The following is a 22,946-nucleotide window of genomic DNA, read 5'->3' on the forward strand; positions in this document are numbered from 1 at the left end:
CGAATAGCGGTGGATATCACGGAGAAACCTGCTCTTGGGAGGGGTGTGCCGGTCTTGGTTCGAGAATGCGGCTGGTCTGTGAATATTCGCTTGTGGTATGGATTCAGGCCCCTGCGAACACTCTTGTTCACGAAACCTGTGAACAGGAGGGCGCAGAGGCCTGAATTACTGAAGTCTATTTGGCGCCAATTATTACACGCCGTCCTGCCGGTCCAGCACCGTCGCCAGTGCCTGCTCGAAGCCGGAGGCCCGGGCCGCGCCGGCGGTCGGGTCCTGCTGGCGGACGTCGATGACGTGGCCGGTCAGCTCGGAGAGCAGCACGTCGAGCGAGGTGCGGGCCACGGCCTCGGAGGACAGCAGCGAGCCGGCCGGCTCCTGGCCGAAGGCCTTGGTGCGCATGGGGGTGGCGGTGCGCTCGGGGTTGATGCAGTTGACGCGGACGCCGTCACCGGCCCACTCGTCGGACAGCGCCTGGGTGAGGTTCACCATGGCGGCCTTGGTCGAGGAGTACAGGCTGTACTCGGCACGGCCGCGGGTGTAGCTGCTGGAGGTGTACAGCAGCAGCTGGCCCTTGGTCTCGGACAGGTACTTGTACGAGGAACGGGCGATCTGCACCGGGGCGAGGTAGTTGACCTTCAGCGCTTCCTCGATGGTGGCGTTGTCGGTCTCGGCGAGCTTGCCTATGCGCAGCACGCCGGCGGTGTTGACCACGTAGTCGATGCGGCCGGTCTCGGCGTACGCCTTGGACAGGGCGTCGTCGACCTCCTCCGGGTTCTCCACGTGGGTGCCGGTGGTGGAGCGGCCCAGGGCGTAGACCGTGGCGCCGTAGGACTCGGCGAGCTCGCCGATGTCCTTGCCGATGCCGTAGGAGCCGCCGAAGACGACCATGGTCTTGCCGGTGAGGAGCTCGCGGTAGGCCTCCTCGCCGTTCTGCTCGGGCGCGGCCGTGGAGGCGAGCTGGAAGAGCTTGTCGGCGATGAAGACGTCGACGGGCTGGGTGACCTTCATGTTGTACTCGTCACCCGCGACGACGTGGATCGGCACGTCCGGCAGGTACTTGAGCACGACGGAGCAGTCGTCGGTGGCCTGGAAGTTGGGGTCGCCGGCGGCGACCTCGTAGGCCCGCTTGATCGTGGACAGCTTGAAGGCCTGCGGGGTCTGGCCGCGGCGCAGCCGGGAGCGGTCCGGGATCTCGGTGATGAACTCGCCGTCCTCGCCGTGCGTGCGCGTGACGATGATGGTGTCGGCGGAGGGGATGGCCACGTCGACGGCCTGGTAGCGCTCCAGCGCCACGACGCAGTCGTCGATGACGCGCTGCGACAGCAGGGGGCGCACGGCGTCGTGGAAGAGGACGTTGGCGTCCTCGCCCTCGGCCAGGCCCTCGCCCAGCGCGGCGATGGCGCGCTCGGTGGTCTCGTTCCGCGTGGAGCCGCCCTCGATGACCCTCGAGACCTTCTGGAATCCGGCCTTCGCGACGATCTTCTCGACGTCGGGCACGTAGCCCGGCGCCATCAGCACGATGATGTCGTCGATCGAGTCCGCGTTCTCGAAGGTGGTCAGCGTGTGCTCGATGACTGCCTTGCCGGCGATCTTCAGCAGCTGCTTGGGGATCGACAGACCCACCCGCTGACCGGTGCCACCGGCCAGGATCACTGCGGTGGTACGGGGCTTGGCTATGTGCTGGGACACAGGTGACCTACCTTGGGGCGACAGGGAACTCGGAAATGGTCCCACTTCGGGTTACCGCAGTGCAAGGTGAGCGCCCTCCATCGCATATGTGCGCGCAACCTCTCATTCACCTGGCGACGCTGGTGATTGGCGAGACGGTTCCGCCGCCGACGCGGGCGCCCCGGGAATTGCTGTGAGTAACTCCACAGGAGCTCAGCGGCGCCGGAGCCGCCCGGGCGGCCGGAAACCGATGACCTTCACGAGTTCCTTGGACGATGTCTGGTGCACGGTACGCGCTTTGCCGGTGCGGTCCGCACCACGGCGGGCGGGTCGCGGCTCCGCGACACGAGCCCGGCACGCCGGTGTGCCGGTCTCCACGCCCCGGCCTGCGGGCCGCACGCGTTCTCCACAGGCATGACCGCGCCGTTGCGGACACGTCGCGAATACGGCTCATCCGGGAGCTCATTGCCGCGGAATTCCCGGTCAAGATTCCGCAGCATTTCGGTCTCGGCAAGAGCAATACGCCACAAGTCCGGGTCGGACTTCTCACACGGCATGCTCGTCACGAACGACGAAGAGCCCGGAACTCCGAGGAGTTCCGGGCTCACACGGCTCACGGACCGGGTCAGACGACCTCGACGCCCGGCCGGCCCGCCTCGACCCGGAGCCGGGCCAGCGTGCTCGGCGTCGCGGTGGGCTGCCGCACCGTGTCGACCACGCGCACCTGCGCGTCGATGCCGTCGCGGCGGACGTCGAACAGGTGGTAGCCGCGGTGCGCGTCGAGCAGCTTCCAGTGCGGGTTGTCCGGGCGCCGCGGGTCCCACTCCTTGCGGAAGGCCTCCTGGTCCTGGTCGCCGTTGCTGGAGATGGAGGTGCCGACGAACTCGGCGCCGACGACGCCGGAGTCCGGGTCGGCGTAGTCCTCCTTGAGGTCGCTGATCATCGTCAGGTGCCGGTCGCCGGAGAGCACGACCGGGTTGCGGACCTGCTTGAACTCCTGGAGGAAGCTGTTGCGCTCGGCCTGGTAGCCGTCCCAGGCGTCGTAGAACCAGAGCTTGCCCTCGCCGACCTGGAGATCCGTCTCGGCCATCATGATCTGCGAGGCGATCAGGTTCCAGCGGGCGGGCGAGTCCTTGAGCGAGTTCAGCAGCCACCGTTTCTGCTGCGCGCCCAGCATGGTCAGCGAGGGGTCCTGGGCGCCGGCCTGACTGGTGGCCTGGTCGCTGCGGTACTGCCGGGTGTCCAGGACGTTGAGCCGGGCGAGGCGGCCGAACTCCAGCCGGCGGTACATCCGGATGTGCGGGCCGTCCGGGACGGCGGTCGCACGGACCGGCATGTGCTCGTAGAAGGCCTGGTAGGCCGCGGTCAGCCGGGCCACGAACGCGTCGTGCGGCTGCTTGTCCGGGTCCTGCGGGATCTCACCGGCGAAGTCGTTGTCGACCTCGTGGTCGTCGAAGGTCACCACGAAGGGCGCGTGCGCGTGCATCGCCGCGAGGTCGGGGTCGGTGCGGTACTGGGCGTACCGGTTGCGGTACTGGGCGAGGCTGAACGGCTCGCCGGTCCCCTCGTGCCGGCGGACGGCCGTCGCCGACGGGGTGGACTCGTAGATGTAGTCGCCGACGAACACCACGACGTCCGGGTCCTGCTTCAGCATGTCTGCGTATGGCGTGAAATAGCCGTGCTGCCAGTTCTGGCAGGAGGCGAGGGCCATGCGCAGGGAGCCACCGGAGCTGGAAGGGTGGGGCGCGGTACGGGTGCGGCCGACGGGCGAGAGCTGGCCGCTGGTGCGGAAGCGGTACCAGTAGACGCGGTCCGGGCGCAGCCCGCGTACGTCCACGTGAACGCTGTGCCCGTACTTGGGCCGGGCCTGGGCGGTGCCGCGGCGGACGAGCTTTCTGAACCGGTGGTCCTCCGCGAGCTGCCACTCCACCGGCACCACCCGGTCGGGCATGCCGCCGCCGTTCAGCGGGTCCGGGGCGAGCCTGGTCCACAGCACGATGCCGTCCGGCAGCGGGTCGCCGGAGGAGACGCCGAGGCTGAACACACCGTCGGGCAGGGGCGTCTCGGCAGCGTGCGCGGCGGCGGGAAGCCACAGCTGGGCGGAGGCCGCGGCACCGAGCACGGCGGCGCCGGCGGTCAGGAAGCTGCGTCGGTCGGGGGAAACTGCTCCGGTCATCAGGTGACTCCCTTACCTCGCTGGCCACTTGGACTCTGGGAAGCTTCACGTTCGCGGGCGGTCCGCCCGCTGAACGCCGGGGTTCACGTACATGACAACTAAGCAGACAAAAAACGACTCGCCGCCAGCATCGGAACAAGCCGTTGCTGGGGCGAGTCTGACAGGTGATCAGCCGGCGAAACCGGTGCCGAGCCGGGCCCCCGTGGCGGAAGTGCCGAGGAGCGTGTTGCCGAAGGCGGTGGTGCCGTTGGGGCTGACCACGGTGGACGGGCCGGACCGGAAGTACCAGACGGACCCGGCGTCGCCGTTCTCCCCCGGCGCGCCGGCGGCCAGGTCGGCCAGGCCGTCGTGGTTCGCGTCGGCGAGGTGCACGGCCCGGCCGAAGGTGTCGCCCTTCTCGGCGGCGCCCGGCACGTTGGGCGTGTCCTGCGTGACGACCTGCGCGCCGGTGCCGGTGAGGCCCCGCGCGGTGCCGCGCAGGACGACGACCGCGCCGGCGCCGTTCACCGTCCCCAGGTCCTCGCCGGGCAGGCCGGTCGCCACGTCCGGGTGCCCGTCGCCGTCGACGTCGGCGATCCGGACGTCCGTCCCGAAGCCGTCGCCCGGCTCGGCGCTCCCGGGCACACCGGGGCTGTCCTGGTTGAGAAACACGGCCTCGGTGCCGTCCGGACCGTCCGGGGTGCCGGGGATCCAGGTGACCCGGCCGCCCTTGGCGAGCGGGGTGTCGAGGTCACTGTCGTACCCGTCGACGGCCCGGCCGACCACGATGTCGTCGACACCGTCCTGGTCGACGTCCCCGATGTCGAGGTTCTCGCCGCCCTGGAGCCGGTAGCCGTTGCCGCCCTTCACGGTGGTGTACGGCGTGAGTCCCTGCCGGGAGCCGGGCCAGTACACGACCCGCCGGGCGTCGTACTCGTCGCCGTCGTTCTCGGTGGCGGCGACGTCCGTGACGCCGTCGCCGTCGACGTCACCGGTGGCGAGGTCGAGGACGCGGCTGTCGAACTCGTCCTTGACGACCTGCTCCCCCTGGGCCGTGCCGCCGTCCCGGGTGAACGGGCCGTTCAGCACGCGCAGATCGTGCTGGTTCTGCACGGTCACCAGATCCGCGGCTCCGTCGCCGTTCACGTCCCCGGCGGTCAGGCGCCCCTGGCCGCCCAGCCCGTCGTGGGCCTTTCCGGTGGCGAGGACGGGACCACCGGCCAGCCCCTCGGGGCCGCCCCACAGGACCTCGGCCATGCCGGACTCGGCACCACCGTCGGCCGTGTCCTCACCGCCCACGCCGACGACCAGGTCCGCGTACCCGTCGCGGTCGAGGTCGGCGGTGGTGAGCGCGCTGCCGAACGCGTCGTCCGTCTCGGGGCTGCCGGGCACACCGGCCGTGCTCTGGCTGAGGACCTGTCGCGTCGTGACGTTCAGCCCGTTCTTCGAGCCGTAGACGACGGCGACGTAGCCGGCGCCCTTCTTGCCGCCGACGGTCGCGGTCGGGGCGGCCACGGCGAGATCGGCGTAGCCGTCGCCGTTGAAGTCGTCGCGCGGACGCTCCGTGGCGGCGGGCGCGGCGCTCACCGGCGCGGCCGGGACGACCAGAGCGCCCGCCAGGAGGGCGACGCCCGTGGCGAGAACCAGACGTCCGCGGTGGGACCGGGCCGTCATCGGGCGAAGCCCACGCCGAGGGCGGAGCCGTCCGCCACGGTACCGAGGGTGCCCGCACCGAAGCTGACCGAGCCGGTGGCGGTGGGCGCGTTGACGGGGTTGGGGAACGCCCAGACTCCCCCGTCCCGGTTCTCGCCCGTCGCACCGGCGAACAGCTCGGCCCGGCCGTCACCGTTGACGTCGAGCAGCTTGGTGTCGGCGCCGAAGAAGTCGTTCGGCTCCGCCTCGCCCGGGACGTTCTTGGTGTTCTGGTTCATGCTGTAGGAACCGTCCCCGGACAGGCCGGACTTGCCGCCCTTCAGGACGGTGATCTGGCCGGCCGCGTACACCTCGCCGATGCTCTCGCCCGGGCTGCCGGTGGAGACGTCCGCGTAGCCGTCGTTGTTGACGTCGGCGACCGAGATGCCCCGGCCGAAGCCGTCGCTCCACTCCGAACCGCCGGGCACGTACGGGGTGTCCTGGGTGACGATCGTCGTACGGGAGGTGTCGGGGCCGTCGGCCGAGCCGTACACGACGCCGATCTGACCGCCCTTCAACTGCGGTTCGACCGGGACCTCGCCGGAGCCGTCGAGCGGCCGGCCGATGACGAGGTCGCCGAACCCGTCCTTGTTCACGTCTCCGATGCCGAGGCTCTCGCCGCCGCGCATGCGCGTGCCGTCGGGGTTGTTCAGCGGGACGGGGGCGCTCAGGCCGTCCGGCGTGCCGCGCAGGTAGACCGCGCGGCGGTGCTTGTAGTCGGGGTCGTGCATGTCGTCGTCGCTGTAGTCGTGGATGAGCGCGACCAGGTCGGTGATGCCGTCGTGGTCGACGTCCCCGGATGCCACGTCGTCCGTGAAGTACTCGGCAGCCTCGAAGGCGAGGGTCCGGCTCTTCGCGGCGCCGGTCGTGCGGTCGAACGGCCCGGACAGCAGGCGGTTGCCGGTGGCGAGGTCCAGGTTGGCGTCACCGTCGAAGTCGCCGAGCGCCGGGGTCTCGGAGCGGACCCGGTCCTCCTCGGTGCCGGTGGCCACGGCCGTCCCGCCGGACAGACCCTGCTTCCCGCCCCACAGCACGGCGAGCGTGCCGGCGGAGGTGACCTCCCCGACGTCCTCGCCCGGGGCGCCCACGACCAGGTCGGCGTAGCCGTCGCCGTCCAGGTCACCGGCGGCGATACCGTCGCCGTAGTCGTCGTCGGCCTCCGCGGCACCGGGTATGCCCGGGGTGTTCTGGCTGATGACCTGCTTGTGCGTCAGGTCGAGGCCCTTGGCCGAGCCGTAGACGACGGCGACGTATCCGGCCCGGGCCTGCCCGTCGACCTTGCCGCGAGGGGCGGCGACGGCCAGGTCCTGGTAGCCGTCGCCGTTGAAGTCGTCGTGGAGTCTCGCCGCGGCGGAGGGGGCGTCGGCGGCGTCGACGGCGTGAGCCGCCGCCGGGCCGGTGACGGCCGTCGCGACGGCAATCGCCGCCGCGACCGCGAGTCCTCGGCCGATCCTGCGCTTGCTGATGGGCTGGGCCACGTCAACTCCGTGAATCTGTCGGACAGTTGCCATGCGGCAAGGAACAAGATCCTTATCCGCACTGCCCTGTACGACTCACCGGAGAACGACTTGGTTGCACCAGAATCAGTCGCGAATTTGCTCTTTGTTAACTCAGAACGGCTCGAAGTCGTCGAACTCCTGCTGCGCCTCGTCCCGCTCGGCCTGCCGGTCCCTACGGCGCTGCGCGGCCGGACGCTCCCCTTCGAACCGGTGGTCCTCGCCCCGTCGGCCGAGCATCTCCGCCCCTGCCGTCAGGGACGGCTCCCAGTCGAAGACGACGGCGTTGTCCTCGGGGCCGATGGCGACGCCGTCGCCGCCCCGGGCACCCGCCTTCACCAGTTCGTCCTCGACACCGAGCCGGTTGAGCCGGTCCGCGAGGTAGCCGACCGCCTCGTCGTTGTTGAAGTCGGTCTGCCGCACCCAGCGCTCGGGCTTCTCCCCGCGCACCCGGAACAGCCCGTCGGCCTCGCGCTTCACGGTGAAGCCGGTGTCGTCCACGGCCTTGGGCCGGATCACGATCCGGGTGGCCTCTTCCTTCGGCTTCGCCGCCCGCGCCTTCGCGACGAGCTCGCCGAGCGCGTACGACAGTTCCTTCAGCCCCATGTGCGCCACGGCCGACACCTCGAACACGCGGTATCCGCGCGCCTCCAGGTCGGGCCGCACCATCTCGGCCAGGTCCTTGCCGTCCGGTACGTCGATCTTGTTCATGACGACGATCCGCGGCCGGTTGTCCAGACCGCCGTACTGCCGCAGCTCCTCCTCGATGATGTCGAGGTCGGAGACGGGGTCGCGGTCGGACTCCAGCGTGGCGGTGTCCAGGACGTGCACGAGCACACTGCACCGCTCCACGTGCCGCAGGAACTCCAGGCCGAGGCCCTTGCCCTGGCTGGCTCCCGGGATCAGGCCGGGCACGTCGGCGATGGTGTAGACCGTCGAACCGGCCGTGACCACGCCGAGGTTCGGCACGAGTGTGGTGAAGGGGTAGTCGGCGATCTTCGGCTTGGCGGCGCTCAGCACCGAGATCAGCGAGGACTTGCCGGCGCTCGGGTAGCCGACGAGCGCCACGTCGGCGACCGTCTTCAGCTCCAGGACGACGTCCCGCAGGTCTCCGGGCTCGCCGAGCAGCGCGAAGCCGGGCGCCTTGCGCCGCGCGGACGCCAGCGCGGCGTTGCCGAGCCCGCCCCGGCCGCCCTGCGCGGCGACGAAGGACGTGCCGTGACCGACCAGGTCGGCGAGGACGTTGCCCGCCTTGTCGAGCACCACCGTGCCGTCCGGCACCGGCAGGACCAGGTCCTGGCCGTCCTTGCCGAAGCGGTTGCCGCCCTCACCGGGCTTGCCGTTGGTGGCCTTGCGGTGCGGGGAGTGGTGGTAGTCGAGGAGCGTGGTGATCGACTGGTCGACGGTGAGGATCACGTCCCCGCCGCGACCGCCGTTGCCGCCGTCCGGTCCGCCCAGCGGCTTGAACTTCTCGCGGTGGACGGAGGCACAGCCGTGACCTCCGTTACCCGCGGCGACATGCAGTTCGACGCGGTCCACGAAGGTGGTCATGGTGTGTGCCTCCAGTTACGTACGGGTTCTTCTTCTTGCGTACGGGTCGTGCTCAGACCCAACACGCGAAAGGCGGACCCGCTTCCCGTGAGGGAAGTGAGGTCCGCCTCGCGAAAGTTTCCGGTCAGGCGACCGGAACGATGTTCACGACCTTGCGGCCACGGTGGGTGCCGAACTGCACCGAACCGGCCGCGAGGGCGAACAGCGTGTCGTCGCCACCACGGCCGACGCCGGCGCCCGGGTGGAAGTGGGTGCCGCGCTGGCGGACCAGGATCTCACCCGCGTTGACGACCTGACCGCCGAAGCGCTTCACGCCGAGCCGCTGGGCATTGGAGTCGCGACCGTTCCGGGTGGACGATGCGCCCTTCTTGTGTGCCATTTCTCCTCAGTCCCTTACTTCGCAGCCGTGGGGATCTCGGTGACCTTGATCGCCGTGTACTGCTGGCGGTGGCCCTGCCGACGACGGTAACCGGTCTTGTTCTTGTAGCGCAGAATGTCGATCTTCTGCCCCTTGTGGTGGTCCACGACCTCGGCCTGGACCTTGATGCCGGCCAGCACCCACGGGTCGCTGGTCACGGCCTCGCCGTCGACAACGAGCAGGGTCGAGAGCTCGACCGTGTCGCCAACCTTGGCAGTGGAAATCTTGTCAACCTCAACGATGTCGCCGACAGCAACCTTGTGCTGGCGACCACCGCTGCGCACGATGGCGTACACGCGGAACTCACTCTCTCGCTCGGGAAACGGCACCCCCGCAGTCCAGTCACCCGCGACAGCACGCGAGCGACCTCTCCCGGTCACGGCCCGTGTCCGGAAGGATGAGGTTTACGGGGATGTGGCGCGCCTGACGACACGCCGACGGTCAAGGTTACGGGGCTACGGCCGAGAGGGTCAAACCGGGCCTCCCGAAGTCCCCTCGGAGTTCAGGAACCGAGGCTGTCCCGGTAGGCCACGCACGCCTCGTACGAGGGCAGCAGCCCCTGCTCCCGGGCCTCGGCCAGGGTGGGCGCCTGCTCGTCCTTGTCGGACAGCAGCGGGGTGATGTCCGCGGGCCAGTCGATGCCGAGGGCCGGATCGAGCGGCTGGACGCCGTGCTCCCGCTCGGGGGCGTAGCCCTCGGAGCAGAGGTAGACCACGGTGGCGTCGTCGGTCAGCGCCATGAAGCCGTGGCCGAGCCCCTCGGAGAGGTACAGCGCGTGGTGGTCCCGGTCGTCGAGACGGACGAGCTCCCACTGGCCGTAGGTGGGCGAGCCGGTCCGGATGTCCACGACCACGTCGAGCACCGCGCCGCGTACGCACTTGACGTACTTGGCCTGGCTGGGCGGCACGTCCGCGAAGTGGATACCGCGCAGGGTGCCCCGGGCGGAGACGGACATGTTGGCCTGGGCCAGCTTCAGCGGGTGGCCGACCGCCTCCGTGAAGAGCGGTGCCTTGAACCACTCGTGGAAGCTCCCCCGGCTGTCGGGGAAGACCTTCGGCTCGTGCACCCAGGCGCCGGAGATGGAAAGGGGCCGCATCACAGTGTCCTCAGCTCGTCACCTGTCGTTCATGCATTTGATCAGTCTAGGGACACCGCCCGTTGCCGGTGGCCGGACGGGGGAAGAGAGTGCTCCGCCCCCGGTCGTCGGACCGGGGGCGGAGCACTTTCCTTGTTCGGCGCGGGGCGTCAGGCCTCGTCCGCCGGGCTCGACACGGACGGGACGGACTGCTGCTCGGCCGCCGCGGTCTTCTTCGACGCCGCCTTCTTCGCGGTCGTCTTCTTCGTGGCGGTCTTCTTCGCAGCCGTCTTCTTGGCCGTCGTGGTCTTCTTGGCCGCCGTCTTCTTGGTGGCGGCCTTCTTCGCCGTGGCCTTCTTGGCCGTCTTGCGGGCGGCCTTCTTGGCCGGGGCCGGCTCCTCGGACCCCTCGCCCGCCTCGGCAGCGGCCGGGGCCTCGTCGGCGGTCGCGGACACGACCACGACGGCCGCCTCCTCGGACGCCGTGGGCGCGGTGGACTTGCGCACGGCACGACGACGCGGGCGGGCCGGCGCGGCGCTCTCGGCGGGCGCCTCGGCCGCGGATGCCTCGGCCGTGGGTGCCTGCTCGGCCGGTGCTTCCTCCGGCGTCGGCTCTTCGGACGTGGGCTCCGACGCCGACTCCGAGACCGTCACCACGGTCGCCTCGGCCCCCGCCGGCGAACCGGCCGGAGCGGACACCTTGCGGGTGGCCCGCCGCCGGGTGCGGCCCTTCGGCGCGGCCTCTTCCGCGGCCGGGGCCGAAGCCTCGACCACCGGGTCCTCGACGGCCATCGGCTCGGCCTGCGCCTCGGCGGCCGGCTCGGGCCGCACCGGACGGGCGGCCTCCTGCTCGGCCGTCACGTCCTGAGCCGTCGGCGCCTCCGCCCCGGCCTGCCCGGCCTCGTTCTTCCGGCCGGACCTGACCGGTTCGGGCTTCTGCTCGGCCGTCCCGGCGGCGTCACCGCCACGCGGCGCACCCGCCGGAGCCGACGCCCGCCGGCTCGCCCGGCGTCGCGACCGGCCACGGGTGGCCGCGGCCTCCGCCTCGGCGGCGCTGCTGTACAGCTCCTCGTCGGGCTGGAAGGCCGGCTCGGGCAGCGCGACCGGCTCGGCGGCCTCGGCGACGACCTCCGCCTCGGTCTCCGCCTCCTGCTCGGCGGTCTCGGCCGTGTCGACGGCGGCCTCGTGCACATGCGGCTGCTCGGCGGCACCGGCACGGGCACGCTTCTTGCGCTTGCCGCCGCCTCCGGCGGAGGTCGGCTGTTCCATGTGCACGATGACACCGCGCCCGTTGCAGTGGACGCAGGTCTCGGAGAAGGACTCCAGCAGGCCCTGGCCCACCCGCTTGCGGGTCATCTGCACGAGCCCCAGCGAGGTCACCTCGGCCACCTGGTGCTTCGTACGGTCACGGCCCAGGCACTCGAGCAGACGCCGCAGCACCAGGTCCCGGTTGGACTCCAGCACCATGTCGATGAAGTCGATGACGATGATGCCGCCGAGGTCGCGCAGCCGCAGCTGACGGACGATCTCCTCGGCAGCCTCCAGGTTGTTCCTGGTGACGGTCTCCTCGAGGTTGCCGCCCTGGCCGGTGAACTTGCCGGTGTTGACGTCGACGACGACCATCGCCTCGGTCCGGTCGATCACCAGCGAACCGCCGCTGGGCAGCCACACCTTGCGGTCGAGGGCCTTGGCGAGCTGCTCGTCGATCCGGTACGTGGCGAAGACGTCGACCTCGGAGGTCCACTTCGTCAGCCGCTCGGCCAGGTCGGGGGCGACGTGCGAGACGTACCCGTGGATGGTCGACCAGGCCTCGTCGCCGCTGACGACGACCTTGGAGAAGTCCTCGTTGAAGATGTCCCGCACGACCCGGACGGTCATGTCCGGCTCGCCGTACAGCAGCGTCGGAGCGTTGCCGCTCTTCGCCTTCTTCTGGATGTCCTCCCACTGCTGCTGCAGTCGCTCGACGTCCCGGCGCAGCTCGTCCTCGCTCGCGCCCTCGGCGGCGGTGCGCACGATGACGCCCGCGTCCTCGGGGACGATCTTCTTGAGGATGGTCTTCAGCCGCGACCGCTCGGTGTCGGGCAGCTTGCGGCTGATGCCGGTCATGGAGCCCTCGGGCACGTACACGAGGTAGCGGCCCGGGAGGGAGACCTGGCTGGTCAGGCGGGCGCCCTTGTGACCGATCGGGTCCTTCGTCACCTGGACGAGCACGGACTGGCCGGACTTCAGGGCGGACTCGATGCGGCGCGGCCCGTGGGCCATGCCGAGGGCCTCGAAGTTGACCTCACCGGCGTACAGGACGGCGTTGCGGCCCTTGCCGATGTCGATGAAGGCGGCCTCCATCGACGGCAGCACGTTCTGCACCTTGCCGAGGTAGACGTTGCCGACGTACGAGGTCGCCTGCTCCTTGTTGACGTAGTGCTCCACGAGCACGTCGTCCTCGAGGACGCCGATCTGCGTGCGGTCGCCGTGCTGGCGGACGACCATCACGCGCTCGACGGCCTCGCGCCGGGCCAGGAACTCGGCCTCGGTGATGATCGGCACGCGCCGGCGGCCCTGCTCGCGGCCTTCGCGGCGGCGCTGCTTCTTGGCCTCCAGACGGGTCGAGCCCTTGATGGACTGCACCTCGTCGGACGGTTCGGCACCCTTTTCCCGCGGGGGCCGGGGCTCGCGGACCTTGACGACCGTGCGCTCCGGGTCGTCCTCGGAGGTCTCGGCGTCGCCCGCGGTGTCACCGGCACGGCGACGGCGGCGACGGCGCCGGCGGCTGCTGCTGGAGCCGCCGCCCGACTCGTCACGGTCGGCGGCCTCCTCGGCGTCCTCCCGGTCCTCCTCGGTCTGCTCGGCGGTGTCCTCGGCGTCCTGCGCGGCCTGGTCGGAGTCGGCGTCCGTGGCCTCGCCGGCCTCGGTGTCGGACTCGGCGGAGTCACCACGGCGACGGCGGCGACCGCCCCGGCGACGGCGGCGGCGCGAGCCGGGCCCCTCGGACTCGTCCTGGTCATCGCCCTCGGCGGAGTCCTCGGGCTCCTCCGCCTCGTCGGCGGTGCTCTCCGCGGCGGCGGGCTCGGCGGTCTGGGCCGCCTCGGACTCGTCCGCGGCACCCCGGCGACGGCGCCGGCGACGCGATCCGCCGGACTGCTCCTCGCGCGCGCCCTCGGCCGAGGCGGACTCCTCCGCCTCCTCGGGCTCCTCGCTCTCGGCCGCCTCGGCGGCGGCAGCGGCGGCGGCCCGCTCCGGGGTCTGGAACTGGGGCTCGGTGAACACCGGCGCCTGGAACAGGGCGACGGCGGGCCGCGCGCGACGTGTCGACGTGTCGCCCTCACCGGCGGCGTCCTGCGAGGCCTCGGCGGCCTTCGCGGTCTTCGCGGCCTTTGTGGCCTTCGTGGCCTTAGCACTCTGGCCGGGCTCGGCAAAACCACTGGCGGCCCGGCGGACGACCCGGCGACGGCGACGCGGAGCGGCATCCTCGTCGGCCTCACCGGCCTCACCGGCCTGGTCGGCGGGAGCGGCTACGGGCGCGGGGGCCTCGGAGGCGGTGACCTCAGCGGCAGCGGCCTCGGCGGCGGGGGTCTCGGCCGCAGGAGCCTTGCTCTCCTCGGCGGTCCCTTCCGCCGCGTCCGCGGCAGCGGGCGCTTCGGTGGAAGCTTCGGTGGGTGCGGACACCCGGCGCGTGGCGCGACGTCGCGCCCGACGCGGGGCGGCCTCCTCGGCAGGCTCCGCGGGCTCGGCACCTTCGGCACCTTCGGCGGCACCGGCCGCGACGGGCTCGGCGGCGGTCGACGCCGGCGCCGTCTCGCTCGGCTCCGCCGGAGCCGCAGCAGGCGTGGCCACACTGCGCGTCGCACGACGCCGGGTGCGCCGGGGAGCGGCGTCCTCGGACATCTCGGCGGACGCGGGGGACGCGGCGGCCTCGGTCTGCTCCGACGCCTCGGAGGCGATCGGGGCGGCGGCGGTCACCGGCACCACGGTCTCGGCGCTCTCGGCGGCCTCCGGGGACCCGACGGGCGCGGACGCACGGCGAACCGCGCGGCGGCGCTTACGGCCGGCGGGGGCGGCGTCCTCACCGGACTCACCGCTCCCGGCAGCCGCGGAGGTCTCCTCCGCCGCAGCGGTCACGTCCGTGGCTGTTTCCTCCGCGGCGGTCTCCTCGGCGGAGGCTTCCTCGAGGTCCTCGGGATCCGCGGCCGGTATGGCCGGCGTGACGGTCTCCGCCACGGCGTCGGAGGCGTTACCGGCGGGCGGACCCGCCGGGCGGGACGCGGCACGGCGCCGCCGACGGGGCGGCAGGGTGTCGCTGGGGGTGTTGTTCTCTTCGGAGCCCGTGGAGGAGGACTCTGTGGGTTCGGTCGGTTCGAGCATGCGGGCTTTTCTCCCGTCAGGCTCCCGGGCGCCGCGCCTGGTCCGGCGGTGCCGGTGACGTCCGCGGCTCGCGCTGTGCGCGTCGCCGCCGTCCGGGGCGCGGGCGCCGCACGGGAGCTCTCCGTGTCCTGTCTCGCCGGTTCCGTATGCCGAATGCGTACGGCCTGGCGAAAGTCTTCTGGTCGGTGCGCTGCCCGACCCAGGTGGCTCCCGAGTCCGAGGGCGGCGCTACGACGTCCGTCCCTACGCGGGACCTTCCCTACGCCGGCGCCGTCGCGGCGGCAGGCGGTTCGGCCGTTGAGCGGGCCTCCGCTGCCTCGCGGTCGGGCGCGAGCGGGTCGGTCACCGTGCCGGTCTCTTCATCGAGCAGCCCCTGCGCCAGCCTGGTCACCGCTGCGGGGACCGGCGGCGCCAGGTCGGCCACGGCGCGGAGACCGGACAGGACGTCGTCGGGTCGTACGGCAGGCGTCACGTGCCGAACAACCAGCCGCAGTATCGCACAGGGCTGGTCGGTCGGCCTATCAGCCTGCGAAGCGTGCGTTTCTGTGAGGTCGGGGATCTCCAGGCTGACGACTGCGGAGCGGGCGTCGAAGGTACGGACCCCGTTCTTGGCGAGGCGCTGGACCTCGACGGTCTCGGCCGCGTTGAAGACGTCCGCCGCGCGGCGGGCCTCCTCCTGCGGCACGCCGTCCAGCCGCAGCTCCCACACGGAAGCCGTGAGCCGGTCGGCGAGGCCCGAGGTGCGGGCCTCGACCGCCTCGACGATGTCGAGCCCGGTGGGCAGCGACTCGTCGAGAAGGACCCTGAGCTGCTCCGGGTCGCGGTGCGCGGTGAGCGCGATCTCCAGGTACTCCGCCTCACTGCCCGTGCCGGTGGGTGCGGCATTGGCGTACGACACCTTCGGGTGCGGTGTGAAGCCGGCCGAGTAGGCCATCGGCACCTCGGCACGGCGCAACGCACGCTCGAAGGCGCGCTGGAAGTCACGGTGGCTGGTGAACCGGAGGCGGCCGCGCTTGGTGTAGCGCAGTCGGATGCGCTGCACCGCGGGTGCGGGCGGCGGGCCTTCGGGCTGTCGCTTGCCCAGTGTCGTTCAGTCCTTCGTGAGAGCGGTCGTACTGCTACCAAGAGTACGTGCCTCGCCGCCCGAAGGTTCCCCCCGGTGGACCGGCTGCGGCTGCCCCGGCTCCCCGAAGAGCATCCGCCGGAAGTCGGCGCGGGCCTGCCGTACCGACTCCCGGGCGGAGGCGAGTGCCTGCCGGGTGGCGCGTCCCACACTGCGGGCGGCCTCGGCCGCGGGCCGCAGGACGGCGTCCCTCACCACGTGGCCGACGGGCGTCAGGACGCTGCGGTACACCCACCGCACCGGCTCGACGAAGATCCACCGGAAGAGGGTGCCGAGGAACCGCCCGACGGCGAGCGAGATGTGCCCGGCGACGCGCCACGCGTGACCGAGGGCGTCCCGGACCTCCCGTCCGATGACGGCGAGGACCCGGCCGACCGGCGCCAGGATCCAGCGCCAGAGGGCGAGCGCCGGAAGGACCAGCAGGATGCGGGTGATCCAGTAGAGGCCGACACCGATGCCGGTGACGATCATGCGCACGAGCCACACGAGCCCCTTGCCGCACCAGACGATCGCGCGCCCGACCGGCGCGAGCACCCACGTGTACAGCCACACGGCGGGGACGACGAGCAGGTACCGCACCAGCCACGCCAGGGCCGTGTACACGCCGGTCCCGATCGCGGCGAGCACGGCCCCGAGCCCCCTGAGCACCCACATCACGGCGTGCCCGACGGGCGTCAGCAGATACGCGTACACCCAGCCGAGGGCGGCTCCGACACCCCGCGCGACCCAGGCGATCGCATGCCCCACCGGGGTCAGTACGTACCGGTGGCACCACACCGCAGGCACGACGAGGAGGACGTACCCGAGCCACCCGAGCGCCTTCGCCACCGGCACCACGGCATACCGCCACAGCCCCACGAACGGCCAGACGAACAGCGCCCGCCCGAGCCACAGCAGCGCCCGCCCCAGCGGCCGGAACAGCACGTCGTTCAGGAACCGCCCGGCCACGACGAGCGCGTCCCACACCATCCGCACGGGGACGACCAGCAGGAGCACGACGATCCGTACGGGAATCCGGATCGCGACGACGAGACACCCTCCGGGCGCCTCCGGCTCCCGCCGGACGACCGATCCGGTCGACTCAGCCCGCTCAGCCCGCTCAGCAGCAGGTTTGCGCAGATCGACCCGCGCCTCGGAACCCTCTCGGGGCGGCTTCTCCAGATCCATACCGTCGTAGACGCCTCAGCGCCCCGCCCGGATCCAGCACCGCACAGTCCCGCCCCGTTCTCCCGCAGAACCTCCACTAGGCCGCATGATCATACGACTCAGGCACCCGCGACATGCGCCTGCAGCAACCGGGGCGACTCCTGGAAGCCGTGCCGGGCGTAGGCGGGAATCGCCCGCGGGCTCGAATGCACGGTGACGCGTTCCAGCCCGAGCTCGCGAGCCCCGTCCAGGACGGCCTCGATGAGCCGCCCGCCCAGTCCGGCGTCCCGCGCCCCGGGGACGACGTACACGCACTGGAGGTCTCCGGAGGCCCGCCGCGGCGCCCGCGGCGTGGGCACCCGTCGCACCACGGCGAGCCAGGCCATTCCGATGACCACGTCGTCCCGCACGAGCACCGTGCACCGGTGCGACCCGGCGTTCTCCTCGGCCCAGCCGGTGAAGTGCCTGACGAAGTCCTCGCGTTCGCCGACGGCCTCGCCGCCGTTCTCCACGAGCCAGTCCCACCGCAGTGCGGCCACAGCGGCCAGTTCGCCTGGTCGAGCCGGGCGGATGCTGATGTTCTCCATCAGGGCATTGTGCGGTCGGCGGCGCCGTCCGACTCCCAGCGCAGCAGGTCCCCCGGCTGACATTCGAGGACCTCGCAGAGGGCTGCGAGGGTCGAGAAGCGGACCGCCTTGGCGCGGCCGTTCTTGAGGACGGCCAGGTTGGCGGGGGTGATGCCGACGCGTTCGGCCAACTCGCCGACGGACATCTTCCGTTTGGCCAGCATCACGTCGATGTCGACGGCGATCGGCATCAGATGACCTCTTCCAACTCGGCCCGCATTCGGGCCGCCTCGATGTCCCGTGTGACGGCCTGCGCGAGCAGCACCCGCAGCACGAGCACGACCAGCACGGCGACGACGACCCCGCACAGCAGCAGTACCACCCCGATCACGACGACCTGGGCCGACACGATACCCAGGATCGTGATCACGAGGATCGGGGTGCGGAGACGCGCGTACTGCGCGTTCAGACCGTCGAGGTCGACGGCCAGCAGCACCACACGCAACGCTGCTACGGCCGGCTTCCCCATCACCACCCCTTCGATCGAGCCACGATTGAAATCTATCGACACTCGATAGGTTACGCAAGGGGCGCCCTGCCCCCGGAGGTGAGAGGGTCGGAAGTGGAGGAGGCCGGACACGGCGCGCGATGACGCATCAGACCTGTGCAACGCGTGGCACCTTGGGCAGGAGGTACTGAAGCACCATCAGCGCCCGGACCGAGGAGGACGACAGTGGACTGGCGCGTGTTCGCACAGCAGATGGCTTCCATGGCCCGGGACCTGCTGGCCCAGGACTCGGTCGAGGCCACCCTCGAACGCATCACTCACTCGGCCACGGAACTGGTCTCGGGCTGCGACGCGGCCGGCATCCTCCTCCTGCACGGCAAGAAGGTGGAGACGCTCGCACCCACCCACGACATGGTCACCGCCAGCGACCAGCTCCAGGAGCGCCTCGCCGAGGGCCCCTGCTTCGACGCGGCGCGCGGCGACACCGATGAACGGGTCTTCCGCATCTACGACTTCACCCACGAGGTGCCCCGCTGGCCCCAGTACGCCTCCCGGGCCCAGGACCTGGGCGTGGGCAGCATGATGGGCTTCCTGCTCTACACCGAGGAGGAAGAGCTCGGCGCGCTCAACCTCTACTCCGGCCGCCCCGGGGCCTTCACCGAGGACAGCGAAACCGCCGGCTGGCTGCTGGCCTCGCACGCCGCGATCGCCTTCTCCAGCGCCCGCAACCACGCCCAGCTGCAGCAGGCCATCACCACACGTCACCTCATCGGCGAGGCCATGGGCATCCTCATGGGCAGCCACGACCTCACCGAGAAGCAGGCTTTCGACGTGCTGCGCCGCTTCTCCCAGGACAACAACATCAAGCTCCGCGAGGTCGCCCGCCGCGTCTGCGAACGCGGCAGGCTGACCTGACCAGGAGCTCCCCGGGAACCGGCCGGACGGTCAGTGCGCGTGACCGCTCGGCGCGGGCGCCGCGTTCTTGACCGTCAGGGGCAGGAGCTTCTTGCCCGTCGGGCCGATCTGGATGTGGGTGTCCATCTGCGGACACACCCCGCAGTCGAAGCACGGCGTCCAGCGGCAGTCCTCGACCTCCGTCTCGTCGAGGGCGTCCTGCCAGTCCTCCCAGAGCCAGTCCTTGTCGAGGCCGGAGTCCAGGTGGTCCCACGGGAGGACCTCCTCGTACGTGCGCTCGCGCGTCGTGTACCAGTCGACGTCCACGCCGAACGGCTCCAGGGCCTTGTCGGCGCAGGCCATCCAGCGGTCGTACGAGAAGTGCTCGCGCCAGCCGTCGAAGCGGCCACCGTCGTCGTAGACCGCGCGGATGATCGCGCCGGTGCGACGGTCGCCGCGGGAGAGCAGGCCCTCGACGATGCCGGGCTTGCCGTCGTGGTAGCGGAAGCCGATGGAGCGGCCGTACTTCTTGTCGCCGCGGATCTTGTTCCGCAGCTTCTCCAGGCGGGCGTCCGTCTCCTCCGCCGACAGCTGCGGCGCCCACTGGAAGGGCGTGTGGGGCTTGGGGACGAAGCCGCCGATCGAGACCGTGCAGCGGATGTCGTTGGACTTCGACACCTCGCGGCCCTTGGCGATGACCCGCGTCGCCATGTCCGCGATCTGCAGGACGTCCTCGTCGGTCTCCGTCGGCAGGCCGCACATGAAGTACAGCTTCACCTGGCGCCAGCCGTTGCCGTAGGCCGTCGCGACGGTCCTGATCAGGTCGTCTTCCGAGACCATCTTGTTGATGACCTTGCGGATGCGTTCCGAGCCGCCCTCGGGGGCGAAGGTGAGGCCGGAGCGGCGGCCGTTGCGCGTCAGCTCGTTCGCCAGGTCGATGTTGAAGGCGTCCACCCGGGTGGAGGGCAGGGAGAGGCCGATCTTGTCGTCCTCGTAGCGGTCCGCGAGGCCCTTGGCGACGTCGCCGATCTCGCTGTGGTCCGCCGAGGAGAGCGACAGCAGGCCGACCTCCTCGAAGCCCGTCGCCTTCAGGCCCTGCTCGACCATGTCGCCGATGCCCGTGATGGAACGCTCGCGGACCGGGCGCGTGATCATGCCGGCCTGGCAGAAGCGGCAGCCGCGGGTGCAGCCGCGGAAGATCTCCACCGACATGCGCTCGTGGACCGTCTCGGCCAGCGGGACCAGGGGCTGCTTGGGGTACGGCCACTCGTCGAGGTCCATCACCGTGTGCTTGGAGACCCGCCACGGGACTCCGCTGCGGTTCGGTACGACACGGGCGATGCGGCCGTCGGGCAGGTACTCGACGTCGTAGAAGCCCGGGACGTACACCCCGCCGGTCCTGGCCAGGCGGAAGAGGAGCTCCTCGCGGCCGCCGGGGCGGCCCTCCGCCTTCCAGGCGCGGATGATCGCGGTGATCTCCAGGACCGCCTGCTCGCCGTCGCCGATGACCGCGCAGTCGATGAAGTCCGCGATGGGCTCGGGGTTGAACGCGGCGTGGCCGCCGGCCAGGACGATCGGGTCGTCCGGGCCGCGGTCCTTGGCCTCCAGGGGGATCCCGGAGAGGTCCAGGGCCGCGAGCATGTTGGTGTAGCCCAGCTCCGTGGAGAAGGAGAGGCCGAGCACGTCGAACGCCTTGACCGGGCGGTGGCTGTCCACCGTGAACTGCGGGACGTCGTGCTCCCGCATCAGCTCCTCGAGGTCCGGCCACACGCTGTAGGTGCGCTCGGCGAGGACGCCCTGCTGCTCGTTGAGCACCTCGTAGAGGATCATGACGCCCTGGTTGGGGAGGCCGACCTCGTAGGCGTCCGGGTACATGAGCGCCCAGCGGACGTCACAGGACTCCCAGTCCTTGACCGTGGAGTTGAGCTCTCCGCCGACGTACTGGATCGGCTTCTGCACATGCGGGAGCAGAGCTTCGAGCTGCGGGAAGACCGACGCAGCGACTTCGGCAGGCATGTCGCGCACCTTCGTGAGCTGGACTGAACTGACAGGGGTGACCATCCAGCCTAACGCGACCGCGGAGCGCCTCCGTACGCCCGGAAGATCTACAGGTCCGCCGCCCCGCCCTTGATCCCGTGCCAGAACGCCGGCAGCTCGGCCTCCACGCGCAGGGCCCGCTGCTCCTCGCGCTCGTGGAGCAGGCCGTAGGTGAAGGTGTCCTCCCCCGCCGCGTGGGCGACCGCCGCCAGCTCGCGGAGGGCCTGCCGGGCCATCACGCTGTCCTGGTGCTCGCCGAGCTGGTTCTGCAGGGACTTCATGGACTTGACCAGGGTCTTGGCCGGTTTACCGAGGGCCGGGACGGCCGCCTCCGCGGCGTAGCGGGTGCGTTTGGCCTTCTTGCGCGCCTCGTGGATCGCGACGTCCCGGTCGGTGCCGGGCTCCGCTGCCAGCGCCCGCTCCACGAGCCCGGTGATCTTGTGGAAGTCCTTCTTCAGGGCCTTGGCGAGGATCTTGCGGGGTTTCCCGCCCGCGGCCTTCCGCAGCGGGGGGTCGGCGATCAGCGCGTCCAGGGTGTCGAGCAGGGCGAGGTAGCGGTGGGAGTCCAGGACCGCGATGAGCCGGCCACGGGTCCCGCCGCGCTCGGCGCTCGCCCAGGCGCGCAGTCGCTCTCCGATCGGGCCCCGGGCCTGGGCGGCGTGCAGTTGGTCGAGGTCCGCCGCCAGTCGTCCGGTGAGCACCTCGCGGTCCCGGTCGAGGCCCAGCTCACCGGCGAGCCACTTCAGTTCGTCGCCGACGGGGTCGGTGCGGGTGCGGTCGAGGACGGCGCCGTACGACTTGAGGGTGCCGCGCAGGCGTCGGGTGGCCACGCGCATGCTGTGCACGGAGTCCTCGGCGTCCCGGCGGACGGCCGGGTCGAGCTCGACGATCGCGTCGCGCTGGGCGCGCAGGTACGCGCGTACATGGTCTCCGGCGGTCACGGGCTTGCCGGTGGCGGTCGTGGGCCGCTTCCGCGGTGCCGTCTCGGCCAGGGCCCGCGCCAGTTTCGACGGTGAGGCGGACGGCCGTACGCCCGTCTTGCGGAGTCTCTTGTCGACCTTGTCGAGGACGGCCGGGTCACCGTCGTCGGCGAGTTCCACCTCGATCTCGGTCCACTGGGCGGTGCCTTCGCCGTCGAAGAGCCGCTCCGCCCGTACGGCGTCCACGCTCACCTCGGCGAGCAGCCGCCCCCCGTGGTCGAGGAGTTCGCGTACGTCCCGCTCGGACCGCAGCCGGATCACGGCCATGAGCTGTCCTGTGCGGACGCGCGAGCGGACCAGCCCGGCGATCTCGTCCGGGACCGTGTCGGAGAGGGGGGCCTGGATCTCGTCCCGGACACCGGGGGCGACCGGCAGCTTGAGGTGCCAGCCGGCGTCGGAGCCGCCGGTGCGGCGGCGCAGGGTGATGGAAGCCGCGGCCAGGCGCAGGTCGGACGTGTCGTAGTAGGTGGCGTCCAGTTCCGCCACGCCCTGGTCGATGACGTCCGCGACACCGGCGACGCCGGTCAGGTCGGGCAGCCCGCTCTCGTCGGATTCGTACTTGCGCTCGATCTCGCGTTTCGTCTCCGCCATGGCACGAATTTAGTGGCTGACCGGCCGGGACGGCAGTGGTGGGCGTCCCCCGGGACGTCGTCGCGTTCAGGTCGTGAGCAGGGCCCGCATCTCCTCGCCGTCCGGGAACGGCGCGTCCTTCGCCGTCCGCGAGACGAGGTACACGTGGGCGTCCTCGAACTGGTGGTACGACAGCGGCTCTGGGCCCTGGCCGACGATCAGCACATTGTGCTCCAGGCGCCAGCTGACGTACCGGGTGTCGTATCTGGGCTGCCGGATGTCGTGGTTCGGCAGGCCCAGCCGGTCGGTGAAGCGCTGCACCACGGTGGCGAAGTGGGCGTCGAACTGCGGCCGCCAGGCGCCCTCCTCGCTGGTCCAGCCGGGCAGCGGGCCCCAGCAGTCCTCGTCGAGCAGGCCGCCGTCGACCGAGTAGAGGTAGGCGAACGGCAGGTGGAGCGAGCCGTCGCCGTCGCAGGTGACGAAGTGTCCCTGCGGGGTGACGTGGGTGGCGTCGGGGACGTCGGAGGTGTCCTCGTACGCGGGCCCTTGCACCGCCTGTGACCAGTCGGGCCAGCCGGCTTCGCTCATCCGCGACTCGATGGCGTCGTCGTCGGTCAGGTCCAGCTCCGCCAGCGCGAGGAGATGGCTCACCAGCTCCTCGGTCACCGGGCACAGGGCCACGTACTCCCCGGACATTCCGCTCCCCTCT

Annotated in this window: 18 protein-coding genes; 1 reads left to right on the forward strand and 17 read right to left on the reverse strand. The window is 71.2% G+C overall.

Features of this window, described 5'->3' with window-relative positions:
- Positions 1-192: 192 nt before the first annotated feature.
- The 14 genes from ABZ016_RS02665 to ABZ016_RS02730 all read right to left on the reverse strand — a co-directional run bounded on the left by ABZ016_RS02665 (position 193) and on the right by ABZ016_RS02730 (position 17,777).
- The gene (locus ABZ016_RS02665; protein WP_356914701.1) at positions 193-1,689 is read right to left on the reverse strand and encodes a bifunctional cytidylyltransferase/SDR family oxidoreductase; all 1,497 of its coding nucleotides are present in this window, start codon (positions 1,687-1,689) and stop codon (positions 193-195) included.
- 604 nt (positions 1,690-2,293) lie between these two features.
- Positions 2,294-3,844 (reverse strand): alkaline phosphatase D family protein, encoded by a 1,551-nt coding sequence (locus ABZ016_RS02670; protein ID WP_356914702.1) that lies wholly within the window; start codon positions 3,842-3,844, stop codon positions 2,294-2,296.
- A gap of 168 nt (positions 3,845-4,012) precedes the next feature.
- Entirely contained in the window at positions 4,013-5,497 is a 1,485-nt protein-coding gene (locus tag ABZ016_RS02675; RefSeq protein WP_356914703.1) for an FG-GAP-like repeat-containing protein, read from the reverse strand.
- Positions 5,494-6,993, reverse strand: coding sequence for a VCBS repeat-containing protein (locus ABZ016_RS02680; RefSeq protein WP_356914704.1), 1,500 nt, complete (start codon positions 6,991-6,993; stop codon positions 5,494-5,496). Before ABZ016_RS02680 ends, ABZ016_RS02675 begins: the two co-directional genes overlap by 4 nt.
- 132 nt (positions 6,994-7,125) lie before the next feature.
- The gene (gene obgE, locus ABZ016_RS02685) at positions 7,126-8,562 is read right to left on the reverse strand and encodes a GTPase ObgE (RefSeq protein WP_356914705.1); all 1,437 of its coding nucleotides are present in this window, start codon (positions 8,560-8,562) and stop codon (positions 7,126-7,128) included.
- Positions 8,563-8,686: 124 nt separating this feature from the next.
- Positions 8,687-8,941 (reverse strand): 50S ribosomal protein L27, encoded by a 255-nt coding sequence (gene rpmA / locus ABZ016_RS02690; protein ID WP_042172004.1) that lies wholly within the window; start codon positions 8,939-8,941, stop codon positions 8,687-8,689.
- Between the two features lie 14 nt (positions 8,942-8,955).
- On the reverse strand, positions 8,956-9,276 hold the full coding sequence (gene rplU, locus ABZ016_RS02695; protein ID WP_345659671.1) for a 50S ribosomal protein L21: 321 nt from the start codon (positions 9,274-9,276) through the stop codon (positions 8,956-8,958).
- Between the two features lie 206 nt (positions 9,277-9,482).
- A complete protein-coding gene (gene rfbC / locus ABZ016_RS02700) occupies positions 9,483-10,076 on the reverse strand; it encodes a dTDP-4-dehydrorhamnose 3,5-epimerase (RefSeq protein WP_356914706.1) in 594 nt (197 codons plus the stop codon).
- A gap of 149 nt (positions 10,077-10,225) precedes the next feature.
- Positions 10,226-14,413, reverse strand: coding sequence for an Rne/Rng family ribonuclease (locus tag ABZ016_RS02705; RefSeq protein WP_356914707.1), 4,188 nt, complete (start codon positions 14,411-14,413; stop codon positions 10,226-10,228).
- 259 nt (positions 14,414-14,672) lie between these two features.
- The gene (locus ABZ016_RS02710) at positions 14,673-15,455 is read right to left on the reverse strand and encodes a TIGR03936 family radical SAM-associated protein (protein WP_356914708.1); all 783 of its coding nucleotides are present in this window, start codon (positions 15,453-15,455) and stop codon (positions 14,673-14,675) included.
- A gap of 48 nt (positions 15,456-15,503) precedes the next feature.
- On the reverse strand, positions 15,504-16,703 hold the full coding sequence (locus ABZ016_RS02715) for a hypothetical protein (protein ID WP_356914709.1): 1,200 nt from the start codon (positions 16,701-16,703) through the stop codon (positions 15,504-15,506).
- 98 nt (positions 16,704-16,801) lie between these two features.
- On the reverse strand, positions 16,802-17,269 hold the full coding sequence (locus tag ABZ016_RS02720; RefSeq protein WP_356914710.1) for a GNAT family N-acetyltransferase: 468 nt from the start codon (positions 17,267-17,269) through the stop codon (positions 16,802-16,804).
- Positions 17,269-17,499: a helix-turn-helix transcriptional regulator gene (locus tag ABZ016_RS02725; RefSeq protein WP_356914711.1), complete on the reverse strand. Its 231-nt coding sequence runs from the start codon at positions 17,497-17,499 to the stop codon at positions 17,269-17,271. The genes ABZ016_RS02720 and ABZ016_RS02725 overlap by 1 nt, the downstream gene beginning before the upstream one ends.
- Positions 17,499-17,777: a hypothetical protein gene (locus ABZ016_RS02730; protein ID WP_356914712.1), complete on the reverse strand. Its 279-nt coding sequence runs from the start codon at positions 17,775-17,777 to the stop codon at positions 17,499-17,501. The genes ABZ016_RS02725 and ABZ016_RS02730 overlap by 1 nt, the downstream gene beginning before the upstream one ends.
- Before the next feature lie 204 nt (positions 17,778-17,981).
- Between ABZ016_RS02730 and ABZ016_RS02735 the strand changes: the two genes are divergently transcribed.
- Complete coding sequence (locus tag ABZ016_RS02735; RefSeq protein ID WP_356914713.1) at positions 17,982-18,671, forward strand: GAF and ANTAR domain-containing protein; 690 nt, start codon at positions 17,982-17,984, stop codon at positions 18,669-18,671.
- Positions 18,672-18,701: 30 nt separating this feature from the next.
- Here ABZ016_RS02735 and ABZ016_RS02740 read toward each other — a convergent pair whose 3' ends face one another.
- The 3 genes from ABZ016_RS02740 to ABZ016_RS02750 form a co-directional block, all read right to left on the reverse strand.
- Complete coding sequence (locus tag ABZ016_RS02740) at positions 18,702-20,666, reverse strand: TIGR03960 family B12-binding radical SAM protein (protein WP_356914714.1); 1,965 nt, start codon at positions 20,664-20,666, stop codon at positions 18,702-18,704.
- Positions 20,667-20,755: 89 nt separating this feature from the next.
- Positions 20,756-22,258 carry a CYTH and CHAD domain-containing protein gene (locus ABZ016_RS02745; protein ID WP_356914715.1) on the reverse strand — a complete coding sequence of 501 codons (1,503 nt, stop codon included), beginning with the start codon at positions 22,256-22,258 and terminating at the stop codon, positions 20,756-20,758.
- Positions 22,259-22,324: 66 nt separating this feature from the next.
- On the reverse strand, positions 22,325-22,933 hold the full coding sequence (locus ABZ016_RS02750; RefSeq protein ID WP_356914716.1) for a hypothetical protein: 609 nt from the start codon (positions 22,931-22,933) through the stop codon (positions 22,325-22,327).
- Between the last annotated feature and the right edge of the window lie 13 nt (positions 22,934-22,946).

The sequence above is a fragment of the Streptomyces sp. NPDC006372 genome (assembly GCF_040612515.1).
GTDB lineage: Bacteria > Actinomycetota > Actinomycetes > Streptomycetales > Streptomycetaceae > Streptomyces.